This window comes from Kitasatospora sp. NPDC086801 (genome assembly GCF_044745805.1).
Lineage (GTDB): Bacteria > Actinomycetota > Actinomycetes > Streptomycetales > Streptomycetaceae > Kitasatospora.
The window spans coordinates 13,652-37,167 of sequence record NZ_JBIVAX010000036.1; the positions used below are offsets into that span (position 1 = coordinate 13,652).

20 protein-coding genes are annotated in these 23,516 nt (G+C 71.9%); 12 read left to right on the forward strand and 8 right to left on the reverse strand.

Going from position 1 to position 23,516, the window contains the following annotated elements; genetic code table 11:
- The first annotated feature begins 38 nt into the window (after positions 1 to 38).
- Both ACIPLC_RS28930 and ACIPLC_RS28935 read left to right on the forward strand, forming a co-directional pair.
- A complete protein-coding gene (locus ACIPLC_RS28930; protein WP_400475962.1) occupies positions 39 to 752 on the forward strand; it encodes a FadR/GntR family transcriptional regulator in 714 nt (237 codons plus the stop codon).
- An 80-nt stretch (positions 753 to 832) separates the two neighbouring features.
- A complete protein-coding gene (locus ACIPLC_RS28935) occupies positions 833 to 1,867 on the forward strand; it encodes a sugar ABC transporter substrate-binding protein (RefSeq protein ID WP_400475963.1) in 1,035 nt (344 codons plus the stop codon).
- 250 nt (positions 1,868 to 2,117) lie between these two features.
- On the opposite strand, the gene ACIPLC_RS28940 is transcribed toward ACIPLC_RS28935, so the two are convergent.
- The gene (locus tag ACIPLC_RS28940; protein WP_400475964.1) at positions 2,118 to 2,369 is read right to left on the reverse strand and encodes a hypothetical protein; all 252 of its coding nucleotides are present in this window, start codon (positions 2,367 to 2,369) and stop codon (positions 2,118 to 2,120) included.
- A 52-nt stretch (positions 2,370 to 2,421) separates the two neighbouring features.
- Between ACIPLC_RS28940 and ACIPLC_RS28945 the strand changes: the two genes are divergently transcribed.
- The 4 genes from ACIPLC_RS28945 (at position 2,422) to ACIPLC_RS28960 (ending at position 6,288) form a co-directional block, all read left to right on the forward strand.
- Entirely contained in the window at positions 2,422 to 2,934 is a 513-nt protein-coding gene (locus ACIPLC_RS28945; RefSeq protein WP_400475965.1) for a hypothetical protein, read from the forward strand.
- Between the two features lie 32 nt (positions 2,935 to 2,966).
- Complete coding sequence (locus tag ACIPLC_RS28950) at positions 2,967 to 3,998, forward strand: cysteine synthase family protein (RefSeq protein ID WP_400475966.1); 1,032 nt, start codon at positions 2,967 to 2,969, stop codon at positions 3,996 to 3,998.
- 8 nt (positions 3,999 to 4,006) lie between these two features.
- Entirely contained in the window at positions 4,007 to 5,236 is a 1,230-nt protein-coding gene (locus ACIPLC_RS28955; protein WP_400475967.1) for an MATE family efflux transporter, read from the forward strand.
- Positions 5,237 to 5,889: 653 nt separating this feature from the next.
- Positions 5,890 to 6,288 carry an alkaline phosphatase family protein gene (locus ACIPLC_RS28960; RefSeq protein WP_400475968.1) on the forward strand — a complete coding sequence of 133 codons (399 nt, stop codon included), beginning with the start codon at positions 5,890 to 5,892 and terminating at the stop codon, positions 6,286 to 6,288.
- Here the strand turns inward: ACIPLC_RS28960 and ACIPLC_RS28965 are convergent.
- From ACIPLC_RS28965 to ACIPLC_RS28975, 3 genes are all read right to left on the reverse strand, one after another.
- Positions 6,189 to 7,094 carry an NAD(P)H-binding protein gene (locus ACIPLC_RS28965; protein WP_400475969.1) on the reverse strand — a complete coding sequence of 302 codons (906 nt, stop codon included), beginning with the start codon at positions 7,092 to 7,094 and terminating at the stop codon, positions 6,189 to 6,191. The two genes, ACIPLC_RS28960 and ACIPLC_RS28965, sit on opposite strands and share 100 nt — an antisense overlap.
- A gap of 93 nt (positions 7,095 to 7,187) precedes the next feature.
- Positions 7,188 to 8,228: an NAD(P)-dependent alcohol dehydrogenase gene (locus ACIPLC_RS28970; RefSeq protein ID WP_400475970.1), complete on the reverse strand. Its 1,041-nt coding sequence runs from the start codon at positions 8,226 to 8,228 to the stop codon at positions 7,188 to 7,190.
- 114 nt (positions 8,229 to 8,342) lie between these two features.
- A complete protein-coding gene (locus tag ACIPLC_RS28975) occupies positions 8,343 to 9,242 on the reverse strand; it encodes an MBL fold metallo-hydrolase (protein ID WP_400475971.1) in 900 nt (299 codons plus the stop codon).
- A 353-nt stretch (positions 9,243 to 9,595) separates the two neighbouring features.
- Between ACIPLC_RS28975 and ACIPLC_RS28980 the strand changes: the two genes are divergently transcribed.
- Positions 9,596 to 9,808, forward strand: coding sequence for a hypothetical protein (locus ACIPLC_RS28980; RefSeq protein ID WP_400475972.1), 213 nt, complete (start codon positions 9,596 to 9,598; stop codon positions 9,806 to 9,808).
- Here ACIPLC_RS28980 and ACIPLC_RS28985 read toward each other — a convergent pair.
- Together ACIPLC_RS28985 and ACIPLC_RS28990 are read right to left on the reverse strand one after the other, a co-directional pair.
- Positions 9,772 to 9,915 (reverse strand): hypothetical protein, encoded by a 144-nt coding sequence (locus ACIPLC_RS28985; protein ID WP_400475973.1) that lies wholly within the window; start codon positions 9,913 to 9,915, stop codon positions 9,772 to 9,774. The genes ACIPLC_RS28980 and ACIPLC_RS28985 overlap by 37 nt on opposite strands.
- A gap of 171 nt (positions 9,916 to 10,086) precedes the next feature.
- On the reverse strand, positions 10,087 to 10,929 hold the full coding sequence (locus ACIPLC_RS28990; RefSeq protein WP_400475974.1) for a flavin monoamine oxidase family protein: 843 nt from the start codon (positions 10,927 to 10,929) through the stop codon (positions 10,087 to 10,089).
- 599 nt (positions 10,930 to 11,528) lie between these two features.
- Between ACIPLC_RS28990 and ACIPLC_RS28995 the strand changes: the two genes are divergently transcribed.
- A complete protein-coding gene (locus tag ACIPLC_RS28995) occupies positions 11,529 to 12,929 on the forward strand; it encodes a hypothetical protein (RefSeq protein WP_400475975.1) in 1,401 nt (466 codons plus the stop codon).
- 41 nt (positions 12,930 to 12,970) lie between these two features.
- Here the strand turns inward: ACIPLC_RS28995 and ACIPLC_RS29000 are convergent, their stop codons facing one another.
- The gene (locus ACIPLC_RS29000; protein ID WP_400475976.1) at positions 12,971 to 13,738 is read right to left on the reverse strand and encodes a GntR family transcriptional regulator; all 768 of its coding nucleotides are present in this window, start codon (positions 13,736 to 13,738) and stop codon (positions 12,971 to 12,973) included.
- A 187-nt stretch (positions 13,739 to 13,925) separates the two neighbouring features.
- Between ACIPLC_RS29000 and ACIPLC_RS29005 the strand changes: the two genes are divergently transcribed.
- Positions 13,926 to 15,482 carry an alkaline phosphatase family protein gene (locus ACIPLC_RS29005; protein WP_400476015.1) on the forward strand — a complete coding sequence of 519 codons (1,557 nt, stop codon included), beginning with the start codon at positions 13,926 to 13,928 and terminating at the stop codon, positions 15,480 to 15,482.
- Between the two features lie 94 nt (positions 15,483 to 15,576).
- On the opposite strand, the gene ACIPLC_RS29010 is transcribed toward ACIPLC_RS29005, so the two are convergent.
- Positions 15,577 to 16,014, reverse strand: a complete 438-nt coding sequence (locus ACIPLC_RS29010; RefSeq protein ID WP_363586200.1) for a VOC family protein — start codon at positions 16,012 to 16,014, stop codon at positions 15,577 to 15,579.
- A gap of 145 nt (positions 16,015 to 16,159) precedes the next feature.
- On the opposite strand from ACIPLC_RS29010, the gene ACIPLC_RS29015 reads away from it, so the two are divergent.
- The 3 genes from ACIPLC_RS29015 (at position 16,160) to ACIPLC_RS29025 (ending at position 23,439) form a co-directional block, all read left to right on the forward strand.
- The gene (locus ACIPLC_RS29015; RefSeq protein WP_363586199.1) at positions 16,160 to 16,690 is read left to right on the forward strand and encodes an AAA family ATPase; all 531 of its coding nucleotides are present in this window, start codon (positions 16,160 to 16,162) and stop codon (positions 16,688 to 16,690) included.
- Positions 16,691 to 17,026: 336 nt separating this feature from the next.
- Entirely contained in the window at positions 17,027 to 23,203 is a 6,177-nt protein-coding gene (locus ACIPLC_RS29020; RefSeq protein ID WP_400476016.1) for a DNRLRE domain-containing protein, read from the forward strand.
- Positions 23,200 to 23,439 carry a hypothetical protein gene (locus ACIPLC_RS29025; protein ID WP_400475977.1) on the forward strand — a complete coding sequence of 80 codons (240 nt, stop codon included), beginning with the start codon at positions 23,200 to 23,202 and terminating at the stop codon, positions 23,437 to 23,439. The genes ACIPLC_RS29020 and ACIPLC_RS29025 overlap by 4 nt, the downstream gene beginning before the upstream one ends.
- Positions 23,440 to 23,516: the final 77 nt, after the last annotated feature.

A 23,516-nucleotide genomic window follows, 5' to 3' on the forward strand; every position in this document is an offset into this window, starting at 1 on the left:
ACCAGCACTCCCATGCCCGCACGCAGGAGGCGAACACCATGGCGGTGACCGACCAGGCCATCGAGAAGATCAAGGAAATGATCGTCTCCGGCGCCCTGCTGCCCGGCGCGAGACTCCCCAACGAGGCCGACCTCGCCGACCAGCTCGGGCTGTCCCGCAACTCGCTGCGCGAGGCCGTCCGGGCGCTCACCGCGATGCGGATCCTCGTCCCCCGGCAGGGCGACGGCACCTACGTCTCCGGCCTGGAGCCACACCTCCTGCTGGAAGCCATGGCCTTCGCCTCCGACGTCTCCCACGGGCACACGGCCCGGCAACTCCTCCAGGTACGGCGCCTGCTGGAGCCGCAGGTCACCGCCCTCGCCGCCGGCCTGCTCACCGACGACCACCTGCGAACGCTGCGGGCCGTCCTCGACCGGAGCGCTGCGGCTGCCGGCATCGAGGAGTTCATCGAGCTCGACATCGAGTTCCACCGCACCATCGCCGATGCCGTCGGCAACCCCGTGCTGTCCACCCTGCTCGGCATCCTCTCCACCCACACCCAGCGGCTGCGCATCGTACGCGGTACGCACGACACCCCTGCCCGCGAGCAGGCCCACCGCGAACACGAGGCCATCTGGCGGGCCCTGGTCGACCACGACGCCGTCCTGGCCGCCAGTGCCAGCACCGTGCACGTCGCCGCCGTCGAGGACTGGCTGGCCGCCGGCACCGACCCCCCGGACCTCGACCCCCCGGACCTCGACGCCATCGCCTGACGGCGACGTGCCGAATCCCGTACATCCGTTCCCCTCCCCCTCAGCGCGCAAGGCCCCCACGACCCAGGACGGTCTGACACATGAAGAGCCGAACCATCCGGACCACCTGCACGGGCTGCATCGCCGTGTTGCTCGCCGGCTGCCTCACCGCCTGCGGTGGCACTGATGACCCCGGCAACCGCCCCCAGATCGGCATCGACATCCCCCGCGCCGACTCCGACTTCTGGAAGGCGTACGCGAAGTACCTCCAGCAGGAGATCAACGACCAGCAGCTGAGTGTCCTGCCCCCGACCCGTTCGGACGGCGACGACGCGACGTTCACCGCCAACGTCCACTCACTGGCCGCCCGACATCCCAAATCCATCGTCATGGCGCCGCAGAACACCATGACCACCGATTCGACACTCTCCGAGTTGTTCCGTGCCAACATCCACACGATCAGCGTGGACACCGAACCGGAGCACGGCAGCGTCTACATGGTGGTCCGTACCGACAACAAGACGTACGGCACCAAGGCCTGCGAGTTCCTCGGCAAGCAGCTCGGCGGCAAGGGCAAGGTGGCCGAGCTCCAGGGCGCGCTGACCTCCATCAACGGATACGAACGCTCCGAGGGATTCGCCGCCTGCATGAAACACAACTACCCCGGTATCCAGGTGATCGCGCTGCCCACCGACTGGAAGGGCGACATCGCCTCCGCCAAGCTCCAGTCCACCCTCGCCGCCAACCGGGACCTGAACGGCATCTACCTGCAGGCCGGCGGCGTCTTCCTCCAGCCCACCCTCGATCTCCTACGCCAGAAGGGCCTGCTCAAGCCCGCCGGCCAACCCGGCCACATCACCATCGTCTCCAACGACGGCATCCCGCAGGAGTTCGACGCGATCCGCAAGGGCGACATCGACGCGACCGTCTCCCAGCCCGCCGACCTCTACGCCAAGTACGCCCTGTACTACGCCAAGGCCGCTGCCGAAGGCAGGAACTTCCAACCCGGGCCCACCGACCACCACTCGACCATCATCTCCCTGCCCAACGGCCTGGAGGACCAGCTCCCCGCTCCCCTGGTCACCAAGGAGAACGTCGACGACCCGTCGCTCTGGGCCAACCACGCCACGGGCTGACCGAGGCGTGCCCCAGAAGGAGGCCGGCACCCACCGCAACAACGGGACGACGGGACTCCGGTCCGTGCACCACCACTGACTGCTCCCCGGCGTTCACCGGGGACATCACCGAGTCCCTTCCGTCGAAGCCCCCTTCATGCCGACGTACGGCACCTCCCCGTCCCACGTGGTCACGGGCCTGGCGGCGCCGGCCGACGAACGGTGTGCCCATCGTCGGCCGGCGCAGGAGGTTCGACCTGTCCGGTCGTGCTCAGGACTCGCGGAGCCGGATGTCGTCGCCGTTGACCCAGTAGGACGCGCCGCCGACGGAGTCCGTGGTCTCGTAGAAGGTCTTCGGGAAGCCGGCGCCCCTGCGCCACTTGGCCTGCTGGCCCTCGCTACCGAGGGTGTAGCGGCCCTTGGCGGCCCGGTGGGTCAGCTTCACGCCGTGGCCCTGGACGAAGGTGCCGTCCAGGTCGCTGTTCAGGAAGCCCTCGATCTCGTTCCAGGTGACGACCCACACCTTGCCCGTGAGGTCCGGGTAGCCGTACGCGCGGACGTCGGCCCGCCACCGCTTGGCGCTGCGCGCGATCCTCGCCAGCCCCGGCGGCGACGGCGCGAGCCTCGCCGAGCGGCTGCGGCAAGCCGCGGTGACGCTGCTGCTGGAGCCCGGTCGCGCCCTGCTGGACCGCGCCGGATCGTCGGTGTTCCGCGTCCAGGGCGTCAAGGACCGCACCGGGTACGGGATCGTCACCGTGAACGGCACCAGCCTCAGCCTGTCCGAGCAGTGGTTCAACAGCGAACACCTGCCCGACCCCCTCCTGCTCGGCGGCCACACCGGTCACTCGGGGCAGCCGTACCCGGCGTGCGTGGGCGGGGCCAGCTGCCTGGACTCCGACCTGCTGACCTGGCGCAAGGTCGCCTTTCCCACGCGGCCGCGCGTGGGTGACCTGCTCGTCTACCCCAACACCGCCGGCTACCAGATGGACTCCAACGAGTCCCCCTTCCACGAACTCCCGCTGCCGCCCAAGGTCGTCATCGACCGACTCGACGACGCCGGGCGCCCGCGCTGGCGCCTCGACCGCTGACCCCCGCCCCGCCGTCCCCACGGAGCCCCACCATGACCGACGCCCTGCACCGCCCCCCGGTGGTCAGCCGGATATCCGACCTCATCGGCTACACCCCGCTGTTCGAACTCGCCCGCGCCGACAACGGCGCCCGCCTGCTCCTCAAGCTGGAGATGTACAACCCCACCGGCAGCGCCAAGATCCGGATGGCCCGCCAGATGGTCCTCGACGCCGAGCAGCGCGGCGACCTGCGCGAGGGCGGCCACATCATCGAGTCCACCTCCGGCAACACCGGCCTCGGACTCGCCGTCGTCGCCGCCGAAGGCGGCTACCGCTTCACCGCCGTCGTCGACAACCACGCCGCCGCCGACAAACTGCGCGGCATGAAGGCCATGGGCACCGAACTCGTCTACGTCGACGCCGACACCGACGGCGAGGAACTCCACACCGCCGCCCGCGAGGAACTCGCCGAGGACATGGCCCGCGGCAAGGACAACACCTTCTTCACCGAACAGCACAACAACCCCAGCAACGCGGTCGGCTACTACGCCGTCGGCCGCGAGATCGCCCAGGCCCTCGACAACCGGGTCGACGTACTGATCGGCGCCGTCGGCACCGGCGGCGGACTCTGCGGCACCGCCCGCGAGCTCAAGAAGTCCGTGCCCGACGTCGCCGTCGTGGGCGTCGAACCCAAGGGCTCGATCGCCTTCGGCCCGCCCGCCCACGACTACTACCAGTCCGGCACCGGCACCCCCGAAGGCGCCACCATCGGCCTGCTCGTCGACTACGACCTCATCGACGAAGGCGTCAAGGTCGGCGACATCGAGGCCTTCGCCACCGCCCGCGCCGTCGCCCGCCGCACCGGCCTGCTCATCGGCGGCTCCGCCGGCGGCGTCGTGTACGAGGCCCTCGACCGCCTCGGCCAACTGCCGCCCGACGCCGTTATGGTCGCCTTCATCAACGACGGAGGCGAGAAGTACATGGACACCGTCTTCAACGACGACTGGATGACCGCCCGCGACCTCCTCGACCCGGCGGTCGAAGCCGGGATCGACGAGACGCTGACCAAACTCCGCAGGAACTGATACCCACGATGCAGCAGCCAACCACCCTCGCCCGCGACAGCCGCGCCCTCGCCGTCCTCGCCGTCCCGCTCGCCCTCACCCAGCTCGCCCAGGTCGCCCTCACCACGACCGACGTACGCGGCCTGGTCCGGGCGGCGATGGCCGTCGCCACGCTCGCCGGCATCGCCGGCGCCGTCCTGATGGTCCTCATCGGCCAGGCCGCCACCTTCCTCGGCCAGGACGCGGACGTCGCCCACCGTGCTCAGAGCATGCTCGCCGCGCTCGCGCCCGGCCTGCTGCCCTGCCTCTGGTTCCAGGCGATCCGCCAGTTCACCGTCGGCATGCGCCGCCCGCAGGCACTGCTGCAGATCACCATCGCCTCCGTCGCCATCAACGCCGGGCTCAACTGGGCCTTCATCCACGGCACGTGGGGCCTGCCGAAGCTCGGCCTCACCGGCATCGGGGTGGCCACCAGCAGCGTCTACCTGCTCTCCTTCCTCGCCCTCTACGCCTCAGCCCGGCGCGATCCCCAGCTCGCACCGCTGCTGAGCCTGGACTTCTGGCGCGCGGACGTACCCACGGTGCGACGCCTGCTCGGCCTCGGCACCCCGATCGCCGCCACCTACGGCTCCGAGGCCGGCTTCTTCTCCGTCACCGCCCTGCTCGCCGGCAGCTTCGGCGCCGCCGCCCTCGCCGCCCACACCGCCGTCAACCAGCTGATCTACATCGTCTTCCAGGTCGCCGTCGGCCTCTCCCACGCCGCCTCCATCAACGTCAGCCGCGAACTCGCCCTCGGCGAGTACGCCGCCGCCCGCCGCATCAAGAACACCGCCCTCGCCTGCGGAGCCGTCGTCACCACCCTCGTCGGCATCGCCTACCTCACCCTCCCCGCCCTCGTCCTGCGGCCCTACTTCGACCCCGGCACGCCCGCCGACCAGCAGGGCCTGCACATCGCCACCGGCCTCCTGGCCGTCGTCGCCGTCCTCCAGTTCTTCGACTGCGCCCAGAACATCGGCGTCGGACTGCTCCGCGGCCTGGACGACACCAAGAGCGGCTTCCGCATCACCCTCATCGGCTACTGGCTCGTCGGCCTGCCCGCCGCCTGGCTCCTCGCCTACCCCCTCGGCGGCGAGACCCGCGGCCTGTGGCTCGGCCTGCTCATCGGCCTCGCCACCACCGCCGTCCTCCTCCTTCGCCGCTACGGCCTCGCCCTCACCGCCAGGGCAGCCGTGGTTCACGAGCCGGCCGTCACCGGCTGAACCGCGCCTCGCCCCACCATGCGGGGGCCGGTCCGGCCGTGGTCCGCTTCGACACCGCCACGGGCGAGGCCAATGCCGGCGGAGATGCCTTGTTCCTCACGTCTCGCATTCCTCGACCGTCACCCTTGAACGCGGCTGGCAGCAGCAGGCGCGGTACGGCCAGCGGGGTGGCCGTACCGCGCCTGCTGTCGTGCGGGAAGGTGCCGGTGCGCCTACGGAACGTAGCAACGGCAGCCGGTGGCCCGAGAGGCACAAACCCGCCGAACGACCACCCAGGCCCACCAGTCATACAGACAACTCCGGCACCTCCCTGCACCACCCGCCCCGGCAAACGTCCCGTTCATCCCGTCGAGGTCGACCGTCCGCAGATCAAAAGCGGACACATGGCCGCCCCATACCGGAATGGAAGTGTCCGGTTTCCAGCACCAGGCCCTGCCTCCCGGCCCCGCCGGACGGATCGCGAACTGCGCTGCGACGACTCGAGCCAACGGGACGGGCAGAGCTGACGCGAGGTCAATGCCCGGCGGCGGCATCGGACTGACGGGCGCCAGCATTGCTCCCCGGCCGTCTTGCCGCTTCTGGGACGGTCGGAGCAGGAGACGCCCACTGCCAGCGCCAGGTGCGCCACACCCGGGAGATCCGCCGCTCGGCTCGTGTTGCATCCACCGCAACACCGTTGCGCGGGGCGACGCACCCGAGTCCGGGAAGCGGGCAAGGGGATCGACACGGGGCCGGCCCCCTCGGAAGACAGCAGGTCGACAGTCGGCGCCGACCATACCGAGTGCTGTAGGCGCAGCGCGGGTCGGCGAGGAGGGCGACCACGTGCCGCCACACCGGCGCCCGCGGCCGCGGCGCCGGGCGAGTTCGTCGGCGGCCTGCCGATCGGCGGCGGCTTCCGGGTGCCGTGCATCATCGTCTCGCCCTGGACGGCGGGCGGCTGGGTCGCCCGACTTCACCGGGCGAACCGGTCGGCGTTCTGCCGGACGAAGTCGCCCACTCCTGCGGCGGGGCGCCCGGTGACCTGCTCGACGCCGTCGGCCTGGCGGTCGTAGCGGTTCTCGGCGTGGAGCCGGGCCATGGTGGAGATGTGCTGGAACACGTGTTCCGGCAGCTCCAGGGGCCCCAGATCACGGTCGATCCACTCCTCCAGAGGGACGTCCACGTAACCGACCGGTCGGCCGAGGGCCGCGGAGACCTCCGCAGCGATGGCCGGGCCGTCCAGCGAGCGCGGGCCGGTCAGCTCGTAGACCCGGCCGAGGTGCGGGCTCGGCTCGGCCAGGATCTCCGCCACGACCGCGGCGACGTCCGCAGCCGCCACGGGGGAGGTCCGCGCCCGCCCGAGGGGCAGCCTGATGGTGCCGTCCGTCGCGATCGAGGACAGACCGACCCGGAAGAGCGGATTCTCCAGGAACACCGTGGGCCTGATCCCGACGACGGGCAGCCCCGACCAGGCGAGAACCTGCTCCACCAGCCACTGCTGCCGGTGCTGGTGCGACTCACCCGCGCCGGTCAGGCCCAGCTCGGAGACGGTCAGCTGTGACATGTTCACGAACACCTCCAGCTGCCCGGCCTCCCGCGCCACGGCCGCGGTCGTGACGGCGGCTTCCAGGTACTGGGCGGAGACGCCCATGCCGAAGTACACCCGCCCGCAGCCGGCCAGCGCCTCGGCCACGTCGTCGGTGCGGGTCAGGTCCCCGACGACGACCTCGGCGCCCGTCGCACGCAGCACTCGGGCACGCTCGTCATCGTGACGCACCATGGCGCGGACCGGGAGGCCTCGTCGCCGCAGGTCCTCGACCACGGACCGTCCGACGGCGCCCACGCGGCCGGCGGCCCCGGTCACCAGGATCGGTTGCACAGTGCCCTCCACGATGTGTTCACAGCCGTAAGACCGACCGTCCCCGTGGCCGGCCACGACGCGACCAGAGCCGTTGGCCGTGGCCGGACGATGTCAGATGGTGGCGGTGTCGATGACGAAGCGGTAGCGGACGTCGCTGGCGAGGACCCGCTCGTAGGCCTCGTTGACCTGGTCCGCGCGGATCAGCTCGATCTCGGCCGCCACCTGGTGCTCGGCGCAGAAGTCCAGCATCTCCTGGGTCTCGGCGATGCCGCCGATGCCCGAGCTGCTCACGCTGCGGCGGTTGCCGGACAGCGACTGGAGCGTGATCTGCACCGGCTCCTCCGGGAGACCGAGGTTGACCAGGGCGCCGTCGGTGCGCAGCAGCGAGAAGTAGGCCGCGAAGTCGAGCGGCGCGGAGACGGTGTTGAGGATGAGGTCGAAGGTGCCCGCGAGTTCCTCGAAGGTCGCCGGGTCACTGGTGGCGCGGTAGTGGTCGGCGCCCAGCCGCAGGCCGTCGTCCTTCTTGCGCAGGGACTGGGACAGCACGGTGACGTCGGCGCCGAGGGCGTGCGCGATCTGCACGCCCATGTGGCCGAGCCCGCCGAGGCCGATGACGGCGACCTTCTTGCCGGGGCCGACGTTCCAGTGCCGCAGCGGCGAGTAGGTCGTGATGCCCGCGCACAGCAGCGGGGCGGCGGTGTCCAGCGACAGGGCGTCCGGGACGCGCACGACGTAGTTCTCGTCGACGACGATCTTCTGCGAGTAACCGCCGTACGTGGGCTGCCCGTCCTTGCCAGTAGCGTTGTAGGTCCAGATCGGACCGTCGGCGCAGTACTGCTCCAGGCCGGCCCTGCAGTTCTCGCACTCGCGGCAGGAGTCGGCCATGCAGCCGACGCCGGCCCGGTCCCCGACCTCGAACTTCGTCACGCCGGGGCCGACCTCCGTGACGACGCCCGTGATCTCGTGGCCGGGCACCATCGGGAAGATCGCCTTGCCCCAGCCCTCGCGGGCCTGGTGGATGTCGGAGTGGCAGATGCCGACGTAGGCGATGTCGATCAGCACGTCGTTCTCACCGACGGCGCGGCGCTCGATGGTGGTGCGCTCCAGCGGGGCCCTGGCCGCGGGTGCGGCGTAGGCGGCAACGGTGGTCATGGCGTCCAAACCCTTCTGTGCGGATTGCTCCGGACCCTTCTGTGCGGATTGCTCCGGGTTGCTCGAGCTTCCAGGTCAGGGGCGTGCGACCTGGGGTCGGTCCGGGAAAGGGCCTCACCGCCATGCCGCCCACTCCTTCACCGCGAACCGGTCCCCGGCGCGCCGCACCTCGGCTGCGCCCGGCCCGGGGAGATGCGCGGGGAGCAGCAGGGCGCCCCGGTCCGCGGCCTCTCCCAGGACCCGGCGTCGGCTGTTCCGGGCGCGGGGCTCGTCCTCGTCGAAGCTGGGGCAGTCGTCGGGCTCCACGATCTGCAGTGGGCTGTGCAGCAGGTCCCCGGCGAACACCGCCCGGTCGGTGCCCGATCGCAGCCATACGACGCAGGAGCCGGGTGTGTGGCCGGGGGCGGGCTCGATCCGGAGCCGGGCGTCGACGTCGTAGTGGTCGCCCTCCCACAGCACGGTCTGTCCGGCCTGGTGCACGGGGGCGACGCTGTCCTCGAAGACGTTGGCCATCCGGGGGCCGGAGCGGGTCCGGTGTCCGTTCGCCGGGTTCCAGTAGTCGAAGTCGGCGCGCGAGATGACGTACCGGGCGTTGGGGAAGGTGGGTCGCCACGCTCCGTCGTCCGTCCGGCGGGTGTTCCAGCCGACGTGGTCGCCGTGGACATGGGTGCAGATCACCGTGTCCACGTCCTGCGGGCGGACGCCCGCCGCGGCCAGCTCTTCGAGGTAGTGGGTGTTCAGATGGTGGAATGCCGGCATGGCCGGGCGCTCCCGGTCGTTGCCGATACCGGTGTCGATCAGGATCGTCCGGCCCTCGCTGCGGATCAGCCAGGTCTGGATCATCACGTGGATCTCGTCGGCGACCGGGTCCAGAAAGGTGGGGGCGAGCCAGTTCTCGTGCGCTCGCCAGTGCTCGACGGGCACGTCGGGGAACACGTAGTCGCGGGCGCGGCCCCGGGCGGCCAGCTCGACCACGCGGGTGATCTCCACGTTTCCAAGCGCGATGGCGTCCATGTCATCAGCCTGCGCGCCGGACGGCACAGGCGCTACCGGTCACGTGACGGGCGCGGTGGAGCGGTTCGAGCAGGTGCTCGCGCGACGGGCGGGGGGCGACATCACCAGGGCGTCAAAGCGGCGGGAAGGTCTCGTCAAATCTCCGGCCTTCCCCGCCCATCACGGCGAGTCGCCAGCCCCGAACCGCTAGCGTGGGGCGTCTTTGCTCCCCGTCCGCAAGGAGCCCGTCCGCCGTGTCCGACAGCTTCGCCCACCTGCACTTGAGCGGTGAGCCGCAGACCGCCACGGCCAAGCTCCGGGCAACGGAACCATGACGCGTGGACCGGCAGTTTCGGAGCGGACACGATGCTCGCATGACAAGGACTCTCCGTCCCGCCACGCGGGGCACGATGATGGTGCGCAGGGTGCTGTCGGCCGGGATCGCGCTGGCCGGTTTGCTGGTGCCGATGGTGGTCGCGGCGCCTGGCGCGCGGGCCGTGGTGGGCGGCACCGCCGCCACGCGCGGGCGGTTCCCCTTCATCGTCACCATTCAGCGGGGCGCCGCGCAGTACTCGCGCGAGCGGTGACCGCACACCGCGATGATGCCCTGCCCCCGCTCGATCAGTTCCTTGGCCAGGAAGAGCCCCAGTGCTCCGTTGCCCACGATGGTGACGTCGAACTCTCGGACGGTCATGACCCGGTGCTCCCGACGGTAGTGGAACCGGTGGTCTTCAAGGGCGGTCGCGGCGTTCTGAGCACGGTCCTGTCACCCAGGGGTCCGGTTCGGCCCCCATCGCGTCCAGCAGCCCAGCGGGACAGTGGCGGGCCCGGCCCCTGCGGAGGGTAACGCCGGGGAGTCGGCGGGCTAGCGCGGGTGGACTTCGAGGAAGGCGCGGACGGCGGATTCGAGCGCGCCTTCGATCCAGGCGGGTTTGAGGCTGGTGTGCTCGCCGGCGAAGTGGACGCGGCCCTCCACCGTGCGGGTTGCCGGGTGCAGTTCGCGCAACTGGCCCGGGGTGAACACGGCTGCCTGGCCGAGTGCGTAGCGGGCCCTGGTCCAGGGCTGGGTGGCGCCCACGCCGGTGTACTCGCGGCGGACGACCGGGCCGAAGAGCTGTTCCATGTCGTCGAGGGCGAAGGCGTACCGCTCGCCCTCGGTCAGGGAGTCCCAGCGCATGGCGTCGTCGGACCAGGTGTAGGAGGCGAGCACGACGCCGCCCGGTGAGCTGGCGGGCGCGTGGGAGGGGAGGTAGGTGAAGCGGCTGGGGCTGTCGCTGGTGCAGCCGCCTCCGGTGAAGCCGTCCGGGCTGTTCTCCCAGAACCGGGTCTTGAACTCCAGCAGCACCTTGGTGGCCGGGGCGTAGTGCAGGTCGGAGACGGCCCGGCGCTTGGGGTAGGACATCGACGGCTGGACCCTGCGGAAGCGCAGTGCGCTGAACGGGATGGTGACGATCGCGTAGTCGCCCTCGAAGCACTCGTCCGGTGCGGTCGGGGCGCCGTCGCAGGACTCCTCGGTGCCGCTCTCGGCGCAGGTCTCGATCCGGACGCCGGTGTCGGTCTGGACCAGGCGGGTCACCCGGCAGCCCATCCGGATGTCGTTCTTCAGCGGTGCCGCCGTGGCGTCGGTGAGGACGTCCATGCCGCCCTCCAGCTCCCAGTAGCGGTTGGTGGGGGAGATCGTCGCGTTGTCCATGAGCGTGGTGACCACGGAGTAGTGCAGCCGGGAGGTGAGGTTCTCCAGGGTGCCGGCTGCCTGGATCCGTGCGAGGTCCCAGCCGGCTTCCTCGGCACAATTCGTCGCGAACGCCGTTCGCTCTGACGATAGGAAACGAACGGCGTTCGTGTCAAACGGTGTTCGTTCGAGGGATAGGCTGGACCCGATGAGCACGCAGCCCGTCAGCCGCCGCGCGCGGCCCGCCAAGGCCCCCCTCAGCCGCGACGTCATCGTGCGCGCCGGCCTTGAGATCCTGGATCGCGACGCATCGCCGCCGCTGCCACCGAGCAGAGCTCCTACAACACCAAGGACTCCGACGAGGAGAACACCATCGCCGCGGCGGACAGCCACTACGCCTCCCTGCCCGCCGACCGCTACCCGATGGTCACCTCGCTCCGGCAGGCGCTGTTCTCCCCCGGCGACCGCGACACCTGGGGCCTGGACGTCCTGATCAACGGCATCCTTCACACCCCGACCCGCTGACACCCGAGACCGTCGGGCAGCAGACAGCAGCCCGCTTCGCCCCGCTCCACAGGGCCCCGGACACCACCCCCGGCCATCTGCGACCAGAACCACAGAACGGAGTCCGACCGGTGGACGACCGAAACCACGACGGGCCCGGCGGCTACTGGGACCCACTGCCCACCGCCCGACGGCTGCTCACCGAGCAACCTCACCTGGACCAGTTCGGCGGCCTCTGGGAGGAACGCAACTGGCGCAACGTCCCCGGCCCGTTCTACGGCGCCCACACCGACAGCATGCAGATGGGCCGCCAGGACGCACCGTTCCACATCGCCTACGACGACCAGCACGGGCCGCTGGACGGCATGGAGTTCGTCTACCGCCAGCCGACCGACCCCGCGCAAACCCATGACCTGCTGAGCGGCTGCTTCTTCGGCCACGGCGGCTTCGCCATGGACGGCGACGACCACTGGACGGCCCCGGCGGTACGCGAGTGGTGGCAGGAACGCGGACGGGTACGCGAGTGGGCCGACGTGGTCTCCGACCGCTGGTCGCGTGCCCGCGGCAAGTACCGGGAGCACTACCGGGACTCCGCCCAGGGCCTGCGCGACTACCTCGCCTACCTCGACCACGGGCTGGAGGAGTACCTGCGCGGCTACCTCTTCTGGCTCGCCGAACGCCGCCCGCACCACGCGGCCGAGTCACTTCCCCTGCTGACCCGGCCCCGGCACGGCGCATCCGTGACGCCCGCCGACACGGCTCGGCCGGCCTCGCCCGCCAGCGGGGCGCTTCTTCCCGCCGGCTACTTCGTGGCCATCCCCGAGCCGGTGACGGGCCCGAGCCTGCCCCGGACGGAACGGCTGACCACGGCGTCCGACTGCCTCATCGACCGGCTCCCGCAGGACGGCTACTGGTTCGACACCGCCGAGGAAGCCTTGACGGCCTGCGCGCCGCTCCAAGTGCCCGGGGAAGCGCGCCTGTACGCCCTGTCGGTGCCCGCCGACCACGCCGCCGGCTTCGTCGCCGACATCCGCGCGGCCGCGACGTACGAGCCGGTGCTGCTCGCCCGACTCGGCGGCCGGGCCGACGACGGGGACGGCGGCGGGGACGGGGACGGGGACGGGGACGGCGGCGGGGGCGGCCGCACCCCCGTCCCGGAGGTGGCCGCAGGCGGGAGCGAACTCGGTTGGGAGGTGCTCGGCTACGACCACGGCCTGCTGCACAGCTGGCTCTGCAACGACCTGTACCGGGACGCCGTACGCGACCTCGGAGCGGACACCGACGAACGCGGCCTGCTCCCCGGCCGGGACACCGCCGAGCGCGTCGCCGCCTGGGCCAACAACCGCGACGACACCAAGCCCGTCACCTGGTTCCCCGCCGCGCTGACCGAGTGGGACACCCCGATCGGGAGCCGGTTCGTCCCGATCACCGCCGAGGCACCCCAGCCACCACCGCACCCCTGGTGGCACCGGCTCACCCGGCTCACCCGGCTCACCCGGCTCACCCGACCGGCGTCCGGCGGTCCTGCGTAACACCGGCGGCACCCGTCGCCACTCGTTCGACTCCAGTGGTTTCAGGTCGTGTCGGGGGCGTGCAGGGCGAGGGTGAAGCTGAAGCGGTCGCCGCGGTAGAGGGTGCGGACCTGTTCGAGGGGGTGGCCGGCGGCGTCGCGGCTGCGGCGGTGGAGCAGCAGCATGGGCAGGGCGGGCGGGGTGCCGATGAGCAGGGCTTCGCGGGGGGTGGCGAGGACGGTCTCGATGCGTTCGTCGGCACCGCCGAGCCGCACACCGTGTTCGCGCAGGTAGCCGTAGAAGGAGCCTTCGGGGTCGAACTCGCGCTCCAGGTGCGGGACTCGGGCGACGGGGACGTAGGTGGACTCCAGGCCGACGCGTTCCTCGTCAGCGCGCAGGACGCGCTCCAGGTGCCAGAGGGGTTCGCCTTCGGGGACGGCGAGGCGCTGGGCCAGGGGCGGGTCGGCGGGAAGACGGTCGAGGGTGATGAGGGTGCGGCCGGGGCGCAGTCCCTGGCGGGTGACGCCTTCGGTGTAGCTGGCGAGGGAGAGCGGCTGTTCGATCTTGGGGCCGGCGACGACGGTGCCACGGCCCTGGCGGCGCAGGCGGCCTTCGAGGAGGAGGTCGCGCAGGGCCTGGCGGACGGTGGCGCGGGCGACGTGGTGGCGTTCGGCGAGGTCGGCTTCGGTGGGCAGGCGTCCGCCGGGCCCCAAGTCGGCGATGAGGTCTTCGAGTTGGGCTTTGACCAGGTAGTACTTGGGCACCCGGCCGTGGTCGGGGACGCCGGAGCGGGCGGGGGCGACGGGGGGCCGGGGGGTGCCGTGGTTCACCGCGCCACCTTATCGAGTGGTGGTTCGGCACCCCTGAGATCACGGAATGGTAACCGGTCTGGACTGAATTTCGGCGGTTGTTCATACAACCGTGGATTCAGGGAGGGCTCGTCCTCGTGCGGCCGCCCCATCCTCAGTGCCGGTGCAACCGCACCGCGTCGCCCCCTAGTTGGGAGCCCCCGTGCACATCCCCCGCTCCATCCGGACCGTCGCCGCGGCCACCGCCGCGGCCACCGTGCTGCTGCCGGCGGCGCCCGCCGGCGCCTCCCCCGCGGCCGTCCCCGGCTCAGCCGTCCCCCTCTCGGCCGCCCCCACCTCAGCCGCCCCGGCCTACAAGGGCCTGCCGGACGGCACCAAGCAGGCCAAGACCCTGGTCATCGGCGTCGACGGCACCCGCTACGACAAGCTGGCGGCCGCCGACGCGCCCAACCTCAAGGCGCTGATGGCCGGCGGCATGACCGCCACCAGCAACCTGTACGCCAACCCACTGGCGCCGACCCTGTCCGGGCCGGGCTGGTCGACCATCGCCACCGGCGTGTGGCCCGACAAGCACCAGGTCAAGGACAACGCGTTCACCGGCGCCCGATTCGACCTGTACCCGGACTTCGCCAGCCGACTGGAGACCGCCGACCCGGCCACCTCCACGCTGGTGATCGGCTCGTGGAACCCGATCACCGGCAACGTCTTCAACGGCAAGGCCGACCTGCGGATCGCCGAGAGCGAGAACGACGCCAAGACCGCCGCCGACGCCGCCGACTACCTCGCCCACGGCAACCCGGACGCCGCCTTCCTGCACTTCGACGGGGTCGACGAGGCCGGGCACGCCTCCGGCGGCGCCAGCGCCCAGTACGCGGCCGCCATCCACACCGTCGACACGCTGGTCGGCCAGGTCGTGCAGGCCGTCAAGTCCCGTGCCACGTACGGCTCGGAGGACTGGCTGATCGTCGTCACCACCGACCACGGGCACACCGACGCCGGCGGACACGGTGGCAACAGCGCCAACGAGCGGCAGACCTTCGTGATCGCCGACGGCGCCGGCTACCCGGCCGGCTCCCGGCGCTACGACGTCAAGCCCGTGGACATCGCGCCGACCGTCCTCCGGCACGAGGGCGCGGCGATCGACCCCGCCTGGCGCCTGGACGGGCAGCCGATCGACGAGATCGTCCCGGACGCCTTCGACGCGCTGCGCCCCGCCCTACAGGGCCGGGTGGACGAGACGGGCATCCCGGCCGGGGTCAAGGGCTGGACGCACACGCCGCCCAGCGGCTGGAGCATCGACAACTCCCGGATGCCCAGCGGCGGGGTGACGGAGTGGCGCGGCTGGGCCTTCGCCACCGACGAGTTCTGGAGCGCCACCCAGCTCGGGCAGGGCCGGGAGACCAACGTGCGGGCCCGCGACGTCTTCGCGGTCGCCGACTCCGACGAGTGGGACGACAAGGCGCACGGCGCCGGCCAGTTCGACTCCACCCTGGTCAGCCCGGCCTACCCGGTCGCCGGCCTCGGCCGGGCCACGCTGTCCTTCGCGACGGACTACAAGGTCGACGGGCCGCAGACCGGCGACGTGTACGTGGTCTTCGACGACGGCGCCCCGCAGCTGGTGAAGTCCTACCGCGCGGACCTGAACACCGTCGAGCACCTGCCCGTCACCGTGCCTGCCGGCGCCACCACCGCGCGTCTGCAGTTCCGCTACACGGGCACCAACAGCGCCTTCTGGACGGTCGACCAGGTCTCCTTCGGTGCCTGACACCACCACCGGCCCCCGCCGCCCCGGCCCCCGGGGCGGCGGGAGGCGACGCCCACCATGCGGTACGGCGGTCTCCCGGAGCGGAGTTCGACTGTCAGACCAGGCAGAACTCGTTTCCTTCCGGGTCGGCCATCACCACATGATCGGGCCTGCCGTCCAACTCCTCCTCGCTGACCACGGTCGCGCCCGCAGCGGTCAACCGCTCCACCGCCTCGACCACGCGCGGCCATCGCACCTCCCACGGTGTCTCACGGCCGCCACCGACCTGGACGTCCACGTGCACCCGGTTCTTCACCGCCTTCGGCTCCGGCACCTTCAGGAAGGACATGGTGGGGCCCACCCCCTCGGGATCACAGAGGTACGCGCCGTCATCCCACTCGTCCTCCGGGATCCCGTAGTGGGAGAGCCATTCCTCCCAACTCCCGAATCCCACAGGTGCGGGCTTCTCCGCATAGCCCAGCGCCAGTGCCCAGAACTCAGCCAGCTTCGCCGGGTGCGCGCAGTCGATCGTCAAGCTCCACCTGGTCGCCATGCGGTCCTCCTCCGGTCGGATGCCGCGACGGTACCGCGCACCTCCGACACTCGCGGCCGGTGAGCCGTCCGGTGGCGGCCGGCGCCGTCATGGCCCTCGGCGCGTGCCGGCCGGGCGGCCCCCCGACTGCCGGTACGGTACCGGCGTGACGGGAACTCAGGACACCGTGCTGGTGGTGGTCCGCGGTCCGAGCGGGGCGGGCAAGTCGAGCGTCGCCGCGCGGCTGCGCGCCGCGTACGGACGGGGCGTGGCCGTCGTCGCCCAGGACGTGCTCCGGCGCACCGTCCTGCGCGAACGCGACCTCCCGGGCGGGGCGAACATCGGCCTCATCGACCTGGTCGCCCGGCACGCCCTCGACCACGGCTTCCACACCGTCGTCGAGGGCATCCTCGCCGCCGAGCGCTACGGCCCGATGCTCGCCCGGCTCGCCGCCGACCACCGCGGCCGCAGCCACCTGTACTACCTCGACGCCGACTTCGACGAGACCGTGCGCCGCCACGCCACCCGCCCCCAGGCCGCCGAGTTCTCCCCCGAGGACATGGCCGACTGGTACCAGCCCCACGACCTTCTGCCCGGCGGCCTCGAACGCGTCGTTCCGCAGCACAGCACCCTCGACGAGACCGTCGAGCGGATCCTCGCCGACACCCGTCTCACCCCGCCATTTCGCCACCGGTGAGCGGCGCTACGACAGCTGAGCCCGTCCCCCGCAGGAGGCCGGGGGTACGGAACGGCCCCGCCCTACCGGCGGTGGCGGCCGGTAAGTGGTCGGCGCGGCCGGCGCCGCTGACGTAACGCGCGGGGCGCGGGCGCGGTTGCCTACGCCATGATCACGATCACGTGAATCTTGTCGAAACAAGATCATTATTTGATGATCCTTTGGCGTCATTTGACCCCATCTTTGATCTTGCCGCCCACTCCTATGCTCCGAGAGCGCCGTCGAGCGACGGTGTCTCAAGGAGTCGATATGAACAGACGGATGACCACACGACGCAGACCCGGCAGGCCCGTTGGCATGCGGGCGGTGAGCGGGTCGCTGGCCCTCGCTGTGGCGGTGTCGCTGCTGGCCGGGTCCGAGACGGCGTTCGCCGCGGCGCCGGGCGCGGGGTCCGTGGGCAAGGGCGCCGGGCAGTGGGCCACCTCGGCCGCCGACGTCCCGTCGGCGAGGGTCGCCGCCCGGCTGTCCGGGCAGCGGGTGGAGGCGCTCTCCGAGCGTACGGAGACGTCGACGACGTGGGTGAACAAGGACGGTTCGCTCACCACCGAGCTGTTCGCGGGCCCGGTCCGCTTCCAGCGTGACGGCCAGTGGGTGGACGTCGACCTCGGCCTGCAGGCGGGCGCGGACGGGTCGGTGGCACCGAAGGCCCACCCGCACGCGCTGCGGCTCGCCGGCGCGGGTGGCACCCGGGCGAAGTCGCTGCTCCAGGCGCAGGCGGCGTCGGACGACGCCCGCACCCTGGTGACCCTCGGGCAGGGCGACCAGCAGGTCGAGCTCCAGTGGAGGGGCGGCCTGCCCAAGCCCGCCCTGGACGGCACGAAGGCCACCTACCGGGACGCGATCGCGGACGGCGCGGCCGACCTGGTCGTGGAGGCCACCCGGACCGGCTTCGAGCAGTACACGGTGCTCAAGCAGCGCCCGAGCGCCGCCGGGTTCTCGTACACGATGCCGCTGAAGGCCGACGGCCTGAAGGCCGAGGTCCAGCCGGACGGCGGCGTGCTGTTCACCGACAAGCGCACCGGCGAGCGGCGGGCCGCCCTCCCGGCGCCGGTGATGTGGGACGCGACCGCCGCCGCCGAGGGCTCCGGCGAGCACGCCCGGCAGGCGAAGGTCGGTCTGAAGGTCGTTCAGCGCGGCGACGGCATCGACCTGGTGTTCACGCCGGACGCCGCGTTCCTCGCCGACCCGAGGACGCAGTACCCGGTGACGGTCGACCCGTCCACCACGGCCCTCGGCAACGTCTTCGACACCCGGGTGCAGCAGGGCGAGACGGTCGACTGGTCGGCCGACACCGAGATCTACTGGGGCAACTCCGGTACCAAGAACGCGGACGGCTCCTCCCGCCAGGCCCGGTCGTTCATCAACTGGAACACCGCGCCGATCGCGGACGCGCTGATCACCAACGCCAGCCTGTCGCTGTACAACTTCCACTCCGGCAACAGCGACTGCCAGCCCTACGCGTGGGACGTCTGGGACACCGGTCTCGCCTCGACCGCCTCGCGCTGGACGGCGCAGCCCTCCTGGAACGCCAAGAAGGCCACCGGCACCGAGACCAAGGGCCGGGACGCCTGCGGCGGCGACGGCTGGATCACCGCGGACGTCACCAACCTGGTGCAGACCTGGACGTCGGCGAAGAACACCACCTCGGGCATGGGGCTGCGCGCCCCGGACGAGACCAACACCAAGTACTGGAAGGAGGTGAACTCCGCCAACGCCGCCACCAACGTCCCGAAGCTGACGGTGACGTACAACTACCGCCCGCGAACCGGGACGGACCAGCAGGCCGGCTCCCCGTTCTCCAAGGACGCCGCCGGCACCTGGTGGGTCAACTCCACCACCCCGACGCTGCGCGACACCTTCGTCGACCCGAACAACGACAAGGTCGACGGCACCTTCCAGATCTTCGACGCCGCCACCGACACCCAGGTGGGCAACGTCCTGGTCTCCCCGTACGTGCCGAGCGGGGCCCCGGCCTCCGTCAAGGTCCCGGCCGGTGTGCTGACCAACGGCAGGACGTACAGGTTCCGCACCTCCCCGTACGACGGGCTGCACTACAACAACAACTGGTCTGCGTGGGCGACGTTCACGGTCGACACCTCCGCCCCCTCGGCGCCCGCCGCGCTCTCCTCCACCGACTACCCGTCGGGCCAGTGGGTCAAGGGCCCCGGCCAGGCCGGTTCCTTCACCGCCACCCCGCCGGCCGGTGACCAGAACGCGCTGGAGTGGACGCTCGACGGCGCGACCTGGACGAAGGTCGCGACGAACGGCTCCGCCGCGCCGGTGACCTTCACCGTGACCCCGGCCAAGGCCGGCACCAACACCCTGCAGGTGCGGGCGGTGGACCGGGCGGAGAACAAGTCCGAGGCCCGTACCCACACCTTCCAGGTCGGCGCGGGCGGTGTCATCTCCCCGAACGACGGCACCCGCACCGCGGCGCGCCTACCGCTCACCGCCGAGGCCGACGCCGCCCGGTACGACCAGGTGGCCTTCTCCTGGCGGCGCTCCGACGCCGACGCCTGGACGCGGATCCCCGCCGGCGACATCACCAACGGCGGTGCCGCGCTGGCGGCCTGGCCCGTGCCCCTCGCCTCGGGAAAGAGCCCGGCGCTCACCTGGAACGCCACCTCCACGGTGACCCCGGACGGCACCGTCCAGCTCCGCGCGGACTTCACCGGGCCCGGCGCCGCGGCCGTCTCCTCCGAGCCGGTGCGGGTCGTCGTCGACCGCAAGGCCGACGGCGCGGCGACGGAGAACGTCGGCCCGGGTGCGCTGAACCTGCTCACCGGCGACCTCAGGGTCCCGGCCACCGACGTCTCGCTGTTCGGCATGACGGTCGGCCGCACGCACTCCTCGCGTGACCCGCGGGCCGCCGCCGGCCAGGACGGCCAGGCGGCGATCTTCGGCCCCAACTGGGTGTCCGGCGTGTCGTCGAGCCTGTCCGCCTCGGAGTACACGGAGATCCGCAGGACCTCCGGCACCTCGCTCAGCGTGATGGCCGCCGACGGCTCCGCCGTCTCCTTCACCTCGAACGCGGCCGGCGACGGCTGGGCACCCGAGCCGGGCAGCGAGGACCTCACCCTGAGCGGCTCCTTCGGCGCCGGCTTCACGCTCTCCGGCACCGAGGGCACCGTCACCACCTTCGCCAAGGCCGATCCGGCCGCCGCCACCTGGACGGTGACCTCCACGCTCCTCGGCGGGCTGGCCAACACCACCACCAGCGTGGTGTCGGAGACGACCGTGGTCGGCGGGAGGACGCTGGCCCGGCCGAAGCTCGTCATCGCGCCGACCTCCGCGGCCACCCCGGCGGTGTGCGCGGCGAACGTCGCCGCCAAGGGCTGCCGCGTCCTGCAGTTCGTCTACGCCACCGCGACCACCGCCACCGGCGTCACCACCGACACCGAGTTCGGTGACGTCGCCGGGCAGGTCAGCGCGATCAGGCTCTGGAGCACCGCGCCCGGAGCAGCCGCCGCCACCGCCACCGACGTCGCCGTCTACCGCTACGACTCGGCCGGGCGGCTGCGCCAGACCTGGGACCCGCGGCTCGGCCAGAGCAGCCAGAACCAGTACACCTACTACACCCAGGGCGCGGACGACGGCCTGCTCTCCTCCGTCCAGCTCAGCGGCACCCGTGCCACCTCGCTGGCGTACGGCACCGTCGCCACCAACCCGGCCGCGGGCCCGGGCATGCTGACGAAGACCTGGCACGACACCCTCGCCCCCGGCACCACGGGCACCGTGAACGGCACCGCCACCACCACCGTCGTCTACGGCGTCCCGCTCTCCGGGGCGAAGGCACCGGAGGACCTCTCCGCGCCCGCCGCCTCCGCCTGGGGCCAGAGCGACCTGCCGACCGACGCCACCGCGGTGTTCCCGCCGGACCAGGCCCCCGCCCCCAACAACGCCGCCGACCTCGGCGCCGGCGACTACACCCGGGCGAGCGTCACCTACCTGAACGCCTCCGGCCGCCAGGTCAACCAGGCCACCCCGGGCCACCACCTCACCACCACCGAGTACGACAACCAGGGCCACCAGGTCCGCAGCCTGACCGCGGCCAACCGCGAGCTCGCCCTCGGGGCCACCCCCGCGGCCAAGGCCGAACTGGCCGACCTCGGCATCGACACCCTGCCCTCCGCCGACCGCGCCCGGCTCCTGTCGAGCAGCAGCGCCTACAGCGCGGACGGCCAGCAGGAGACCGACGTCTACGACCCGCTCCACCGCATCACCCTCGCCGCCGACGCCACCTCCGGTACGACGGTCCTGGCGAAGGCCGGTACCCAACTGCCCGCCCGCCAGCACACCGTGAAGACCTACGACGAGGGCCGGCCGACCGACGGCACCGCCAAGATCAAGAACCAGATCACCCTCACCACCACCGGCGCCCGGCTGCGCGCCTGGCCCGACCTGCTGGTCGACGCCCGCCAGGACCGGACCACGTACGACTGGGCGCTCGGCGTGCCCACCGCGCAGATCAGGGACAGCGGCGGCCTCGCCCTGACCACCACCACCGGCTACGACAGCCAGGGCCGGGTCGTCTCGACCCGGCAACCGGCCTCCACCGGCTCCGACGCGGCCGCCGGCTGGACCACCTACTACACCGCCGGCGGCACCGGCACCTGCGGCAACCGCCCCGAGTGGGCCGACCTCGTCTGCCAGACCGGGCCCGCCGCGGCCATCACCGGCGGCGGCGCCAACCCCGCACAACTGCCCACCAGGACAACCCAGTACGGGCAGTTCGGCCAGGTCACCCGCACCACCGAGACGGCCAACGGCGTCACCCGCACCACCGTGACCGACACCGACACGGCGGGGCGCCCCACCACCGTCACCGTCACCGACGGCCTCGGTACCCCGGCCCCCGCCGCCACCACCACGTACCACCCGGGCACCGGCGCCGTCACCCGCCAGACCTCCGCCACCGGCGGAACCCTCACCAAGGGCTACGACGAACTCGGCCGCCTGATCTCCTACACCGACGCCGACGGCGCCGTCACCACCACGGAGTACGACGCCCTCAACCGCCCCACCAAGGTCACCGACACCTCCCCCTCCACCACCACCTACACGTACGACACCGCCGTCGACCCGCGCGGCCTGGCGACCTCGGTGACGGACTCCGTCGCCGGCACCCTCACCGCCCGCTACGACGCCGACGGCACGCCGCTCACCCAGGGCCTGCCCGGCGGCTACACCCGGACCGACGACAAGGACCCGGCCGGCACCACCACCGGCCGCACCTACACCCGCGACAGCGACGGCCTCGTGCTGGTCTCCGACGGCATCACCGAGACCATCCACGGCCAGCGGGCCACCCACACCGGCACCCCCGGCGTCACCGCGGCCCAGACCTACGCCTACGACCGGGCCGGCCGGCTCCTCCAGGTCCAGGACACCTCGACCGACGCCGTCTGCACCACCCGCACCTACACCTTCGACCGCGACACCAACCGCACCGCGCTGGCCACCGCCGACGCCGCCCGCGGCCAGACCTGCACCACCACCGGGGGCACCGGCCAGACCAGCACCTACGACACCGCCGACCGCCTGGTGAACCCCGGCTACACCTACGACGCGTTCGGCCGCACCACCGCCCTGCCCGGCAGCACCGTCGCGTACTACAACACCGACCTGGTGCAGCAGCAGACCAGCGGCACCAACCGGCAGAGCTGGACCCTCGACTCGGCCCAGCGCTTCCGCGCCTGGACCACCGAGACCAACACCGCCGGCACCTGGGCCCAGACCGGTCTGCGGACCAACCACTACGGCTCCGACACCGACAGCCCCCGCTGGATCACCGAGGACACCGCGGGCACCCTGACCCGCAACGTCACCGGCCCCGCCGGCACCCTCGCCGCCACCACCGCGAAGACCGGCGGCACCGTCCTGCAACTCGCCAACCTGCACGGCGACATCACCCTGCGGCTGCCGCTGGACACCGCCGTCGCGCCCACCGTCCTCGACTACGACGAGTACGGCCAGCCGCGCACCGGCCAGCCCGGCACCCGCTACGCCTGGCTCGGCGACAAGCAGCGCTCCGACGACACCCCGAGCGCCCTCACCCTCATGGGAGCGCGCCTCTACAACCCGGCCACCGGCCGCTTCCTCTCCCCCGACCCGGTCCAGGGAGCGAGCGCCAACGCCTACGACTACTGCAACGCCGACCCGGTCAACTGCACCGACCTCAACGGCCGGATGCCCGGCTGGCTGAAGGCCGCGCTCAAGGCCGCCGTCGCCCGCGCCGTCCAACTGTCCGTCACCGCGGCCGTGGCCGCCTGGATCCCCTTCCTGGCACCCTGGGCGCTCCACATCGGCAACTGCGCCGGCGGCGCCTGCGCCGGTGTACTGTTCGGCAGCGGCGGGTGGAAACAGCGCATCGTCTGGGCCGTCGCAGGCTGCCTCGCCGGTTTCGTCTTCGACCGAGGCGTCTCCCAGCGGATCGTCGACAAGGTGATCGGCGTGGTCAGGAGGTTCATATGACATCGACGGAGGAACCCACAACGCGCCGGGCGAGCCCGCTGCGCCTCGCCGCGACCAACGGGGCCTGGCTCGCCCCGTCCTTCCTCGCCGCCTACCTGCTCGCCGACCGCCTCACCGCCGACGCCACCGCCCGCACCTGGTGCACCCTGCTCCTCGCACCGGTGATCGGACTGGCCCTGCGCGCCACGACCACCCTCGTGGCCCGCCGCCTGCGAGCGCGGACCAGCCGCCGCTAGGCCGACGCACACCCACGCAACAGGCCGACCCACCGGCACCACCGGCGGGTCGGCCTGTTCCGTGTTCTCAGCAACCC

What these genes read in the sequence shown, in the direction of transcription:
- ACIPLC_RS29025 (WP_400475977.1), top strand. Translation starts at nt 23,200, where the DNA reads ATGACATCGACGGAGGAACCCACAACGCGCCGGGCGAGCCCGCTGCGC.
- ACIPLC_RS28970 (WP_400475970.1), bottom strand. Translation starts at nt 8,228, where the DNA reads ATGACCACCGTTGCCGCCTACGCCGCACCCGCGGCCAGGGCCCCGCTG.
- ACIPLC_RS28975 (WP_400475971.1), bottom strand. Translation starts at nt 9,242, where the DNA reads ATGGACGCCATCGCGCTTGGAAACGTGGAGATCACCCGCGTGGTCGAG.
- ACIPLC_RS28930 (WP_400475962.1), top strand. Translation starts at nt 39, where the DNA reads ATGGCGGTGACCGACCAGGCCATCGAGAAGATCAAGGAAATGATCGTC.
- ACIPLC_RS29010 (WP_363586200.1), bottom strand. Translation starts at nt 16,014, where the DNA reads ATGGCGACCAGGTGGAGCTTGACGATCGACTGCGCGCACCCGGCGAAG.
- ACIPLC_RS28985 (WP_400475973.1), bottom strand. Translation starts at nt 9,915, where the DNA reads ATGACCGTCCGAGAGTTCGACGTCACCATCGTGGGCAACGGAGCACTG.
- ACIPLC_RS28950 (WP_400475966.1), top strand. Translation starts at nt 2,967, where the DNA reads ATGACCGACGCCCTGCACCGCCCCCCGGTGGTCAGCCGGATATCCGAC.
- ACIPLC_RS29020 (WP_400476016.1), top strand. Translation starts at nt 17,027, where the DNA reads ATGCGGGCGGTGAGCGGGTCGCTGGCCCTCGCTGTGGCGGTGTCGCTG.
- ACIPLC_RS28935 (WP_400475963.1), top strand. Translation starts at nt 833, where the DNA reads ATGAAGAGCCGAACCATCCGGACCACCTGCACGGGCTGCATCGCCGTG.
- ACIPLC_RS28980 (WP_400475972.1), top strand. Translation starts at nt 9,596, where the DNA reads ATGACAAGGACTCTCCGTCCCGCCACGCGGGGCACGATGATGGTGCGC.
- ACIPLC_RS28955 (WP_400475967.1), top strand. Translation starts at nt 4,007, where the DNA reads ATGCAGCAGCCAACCACCCTCGCCCGCGACAGCCGCGCCCTCGCCGTC.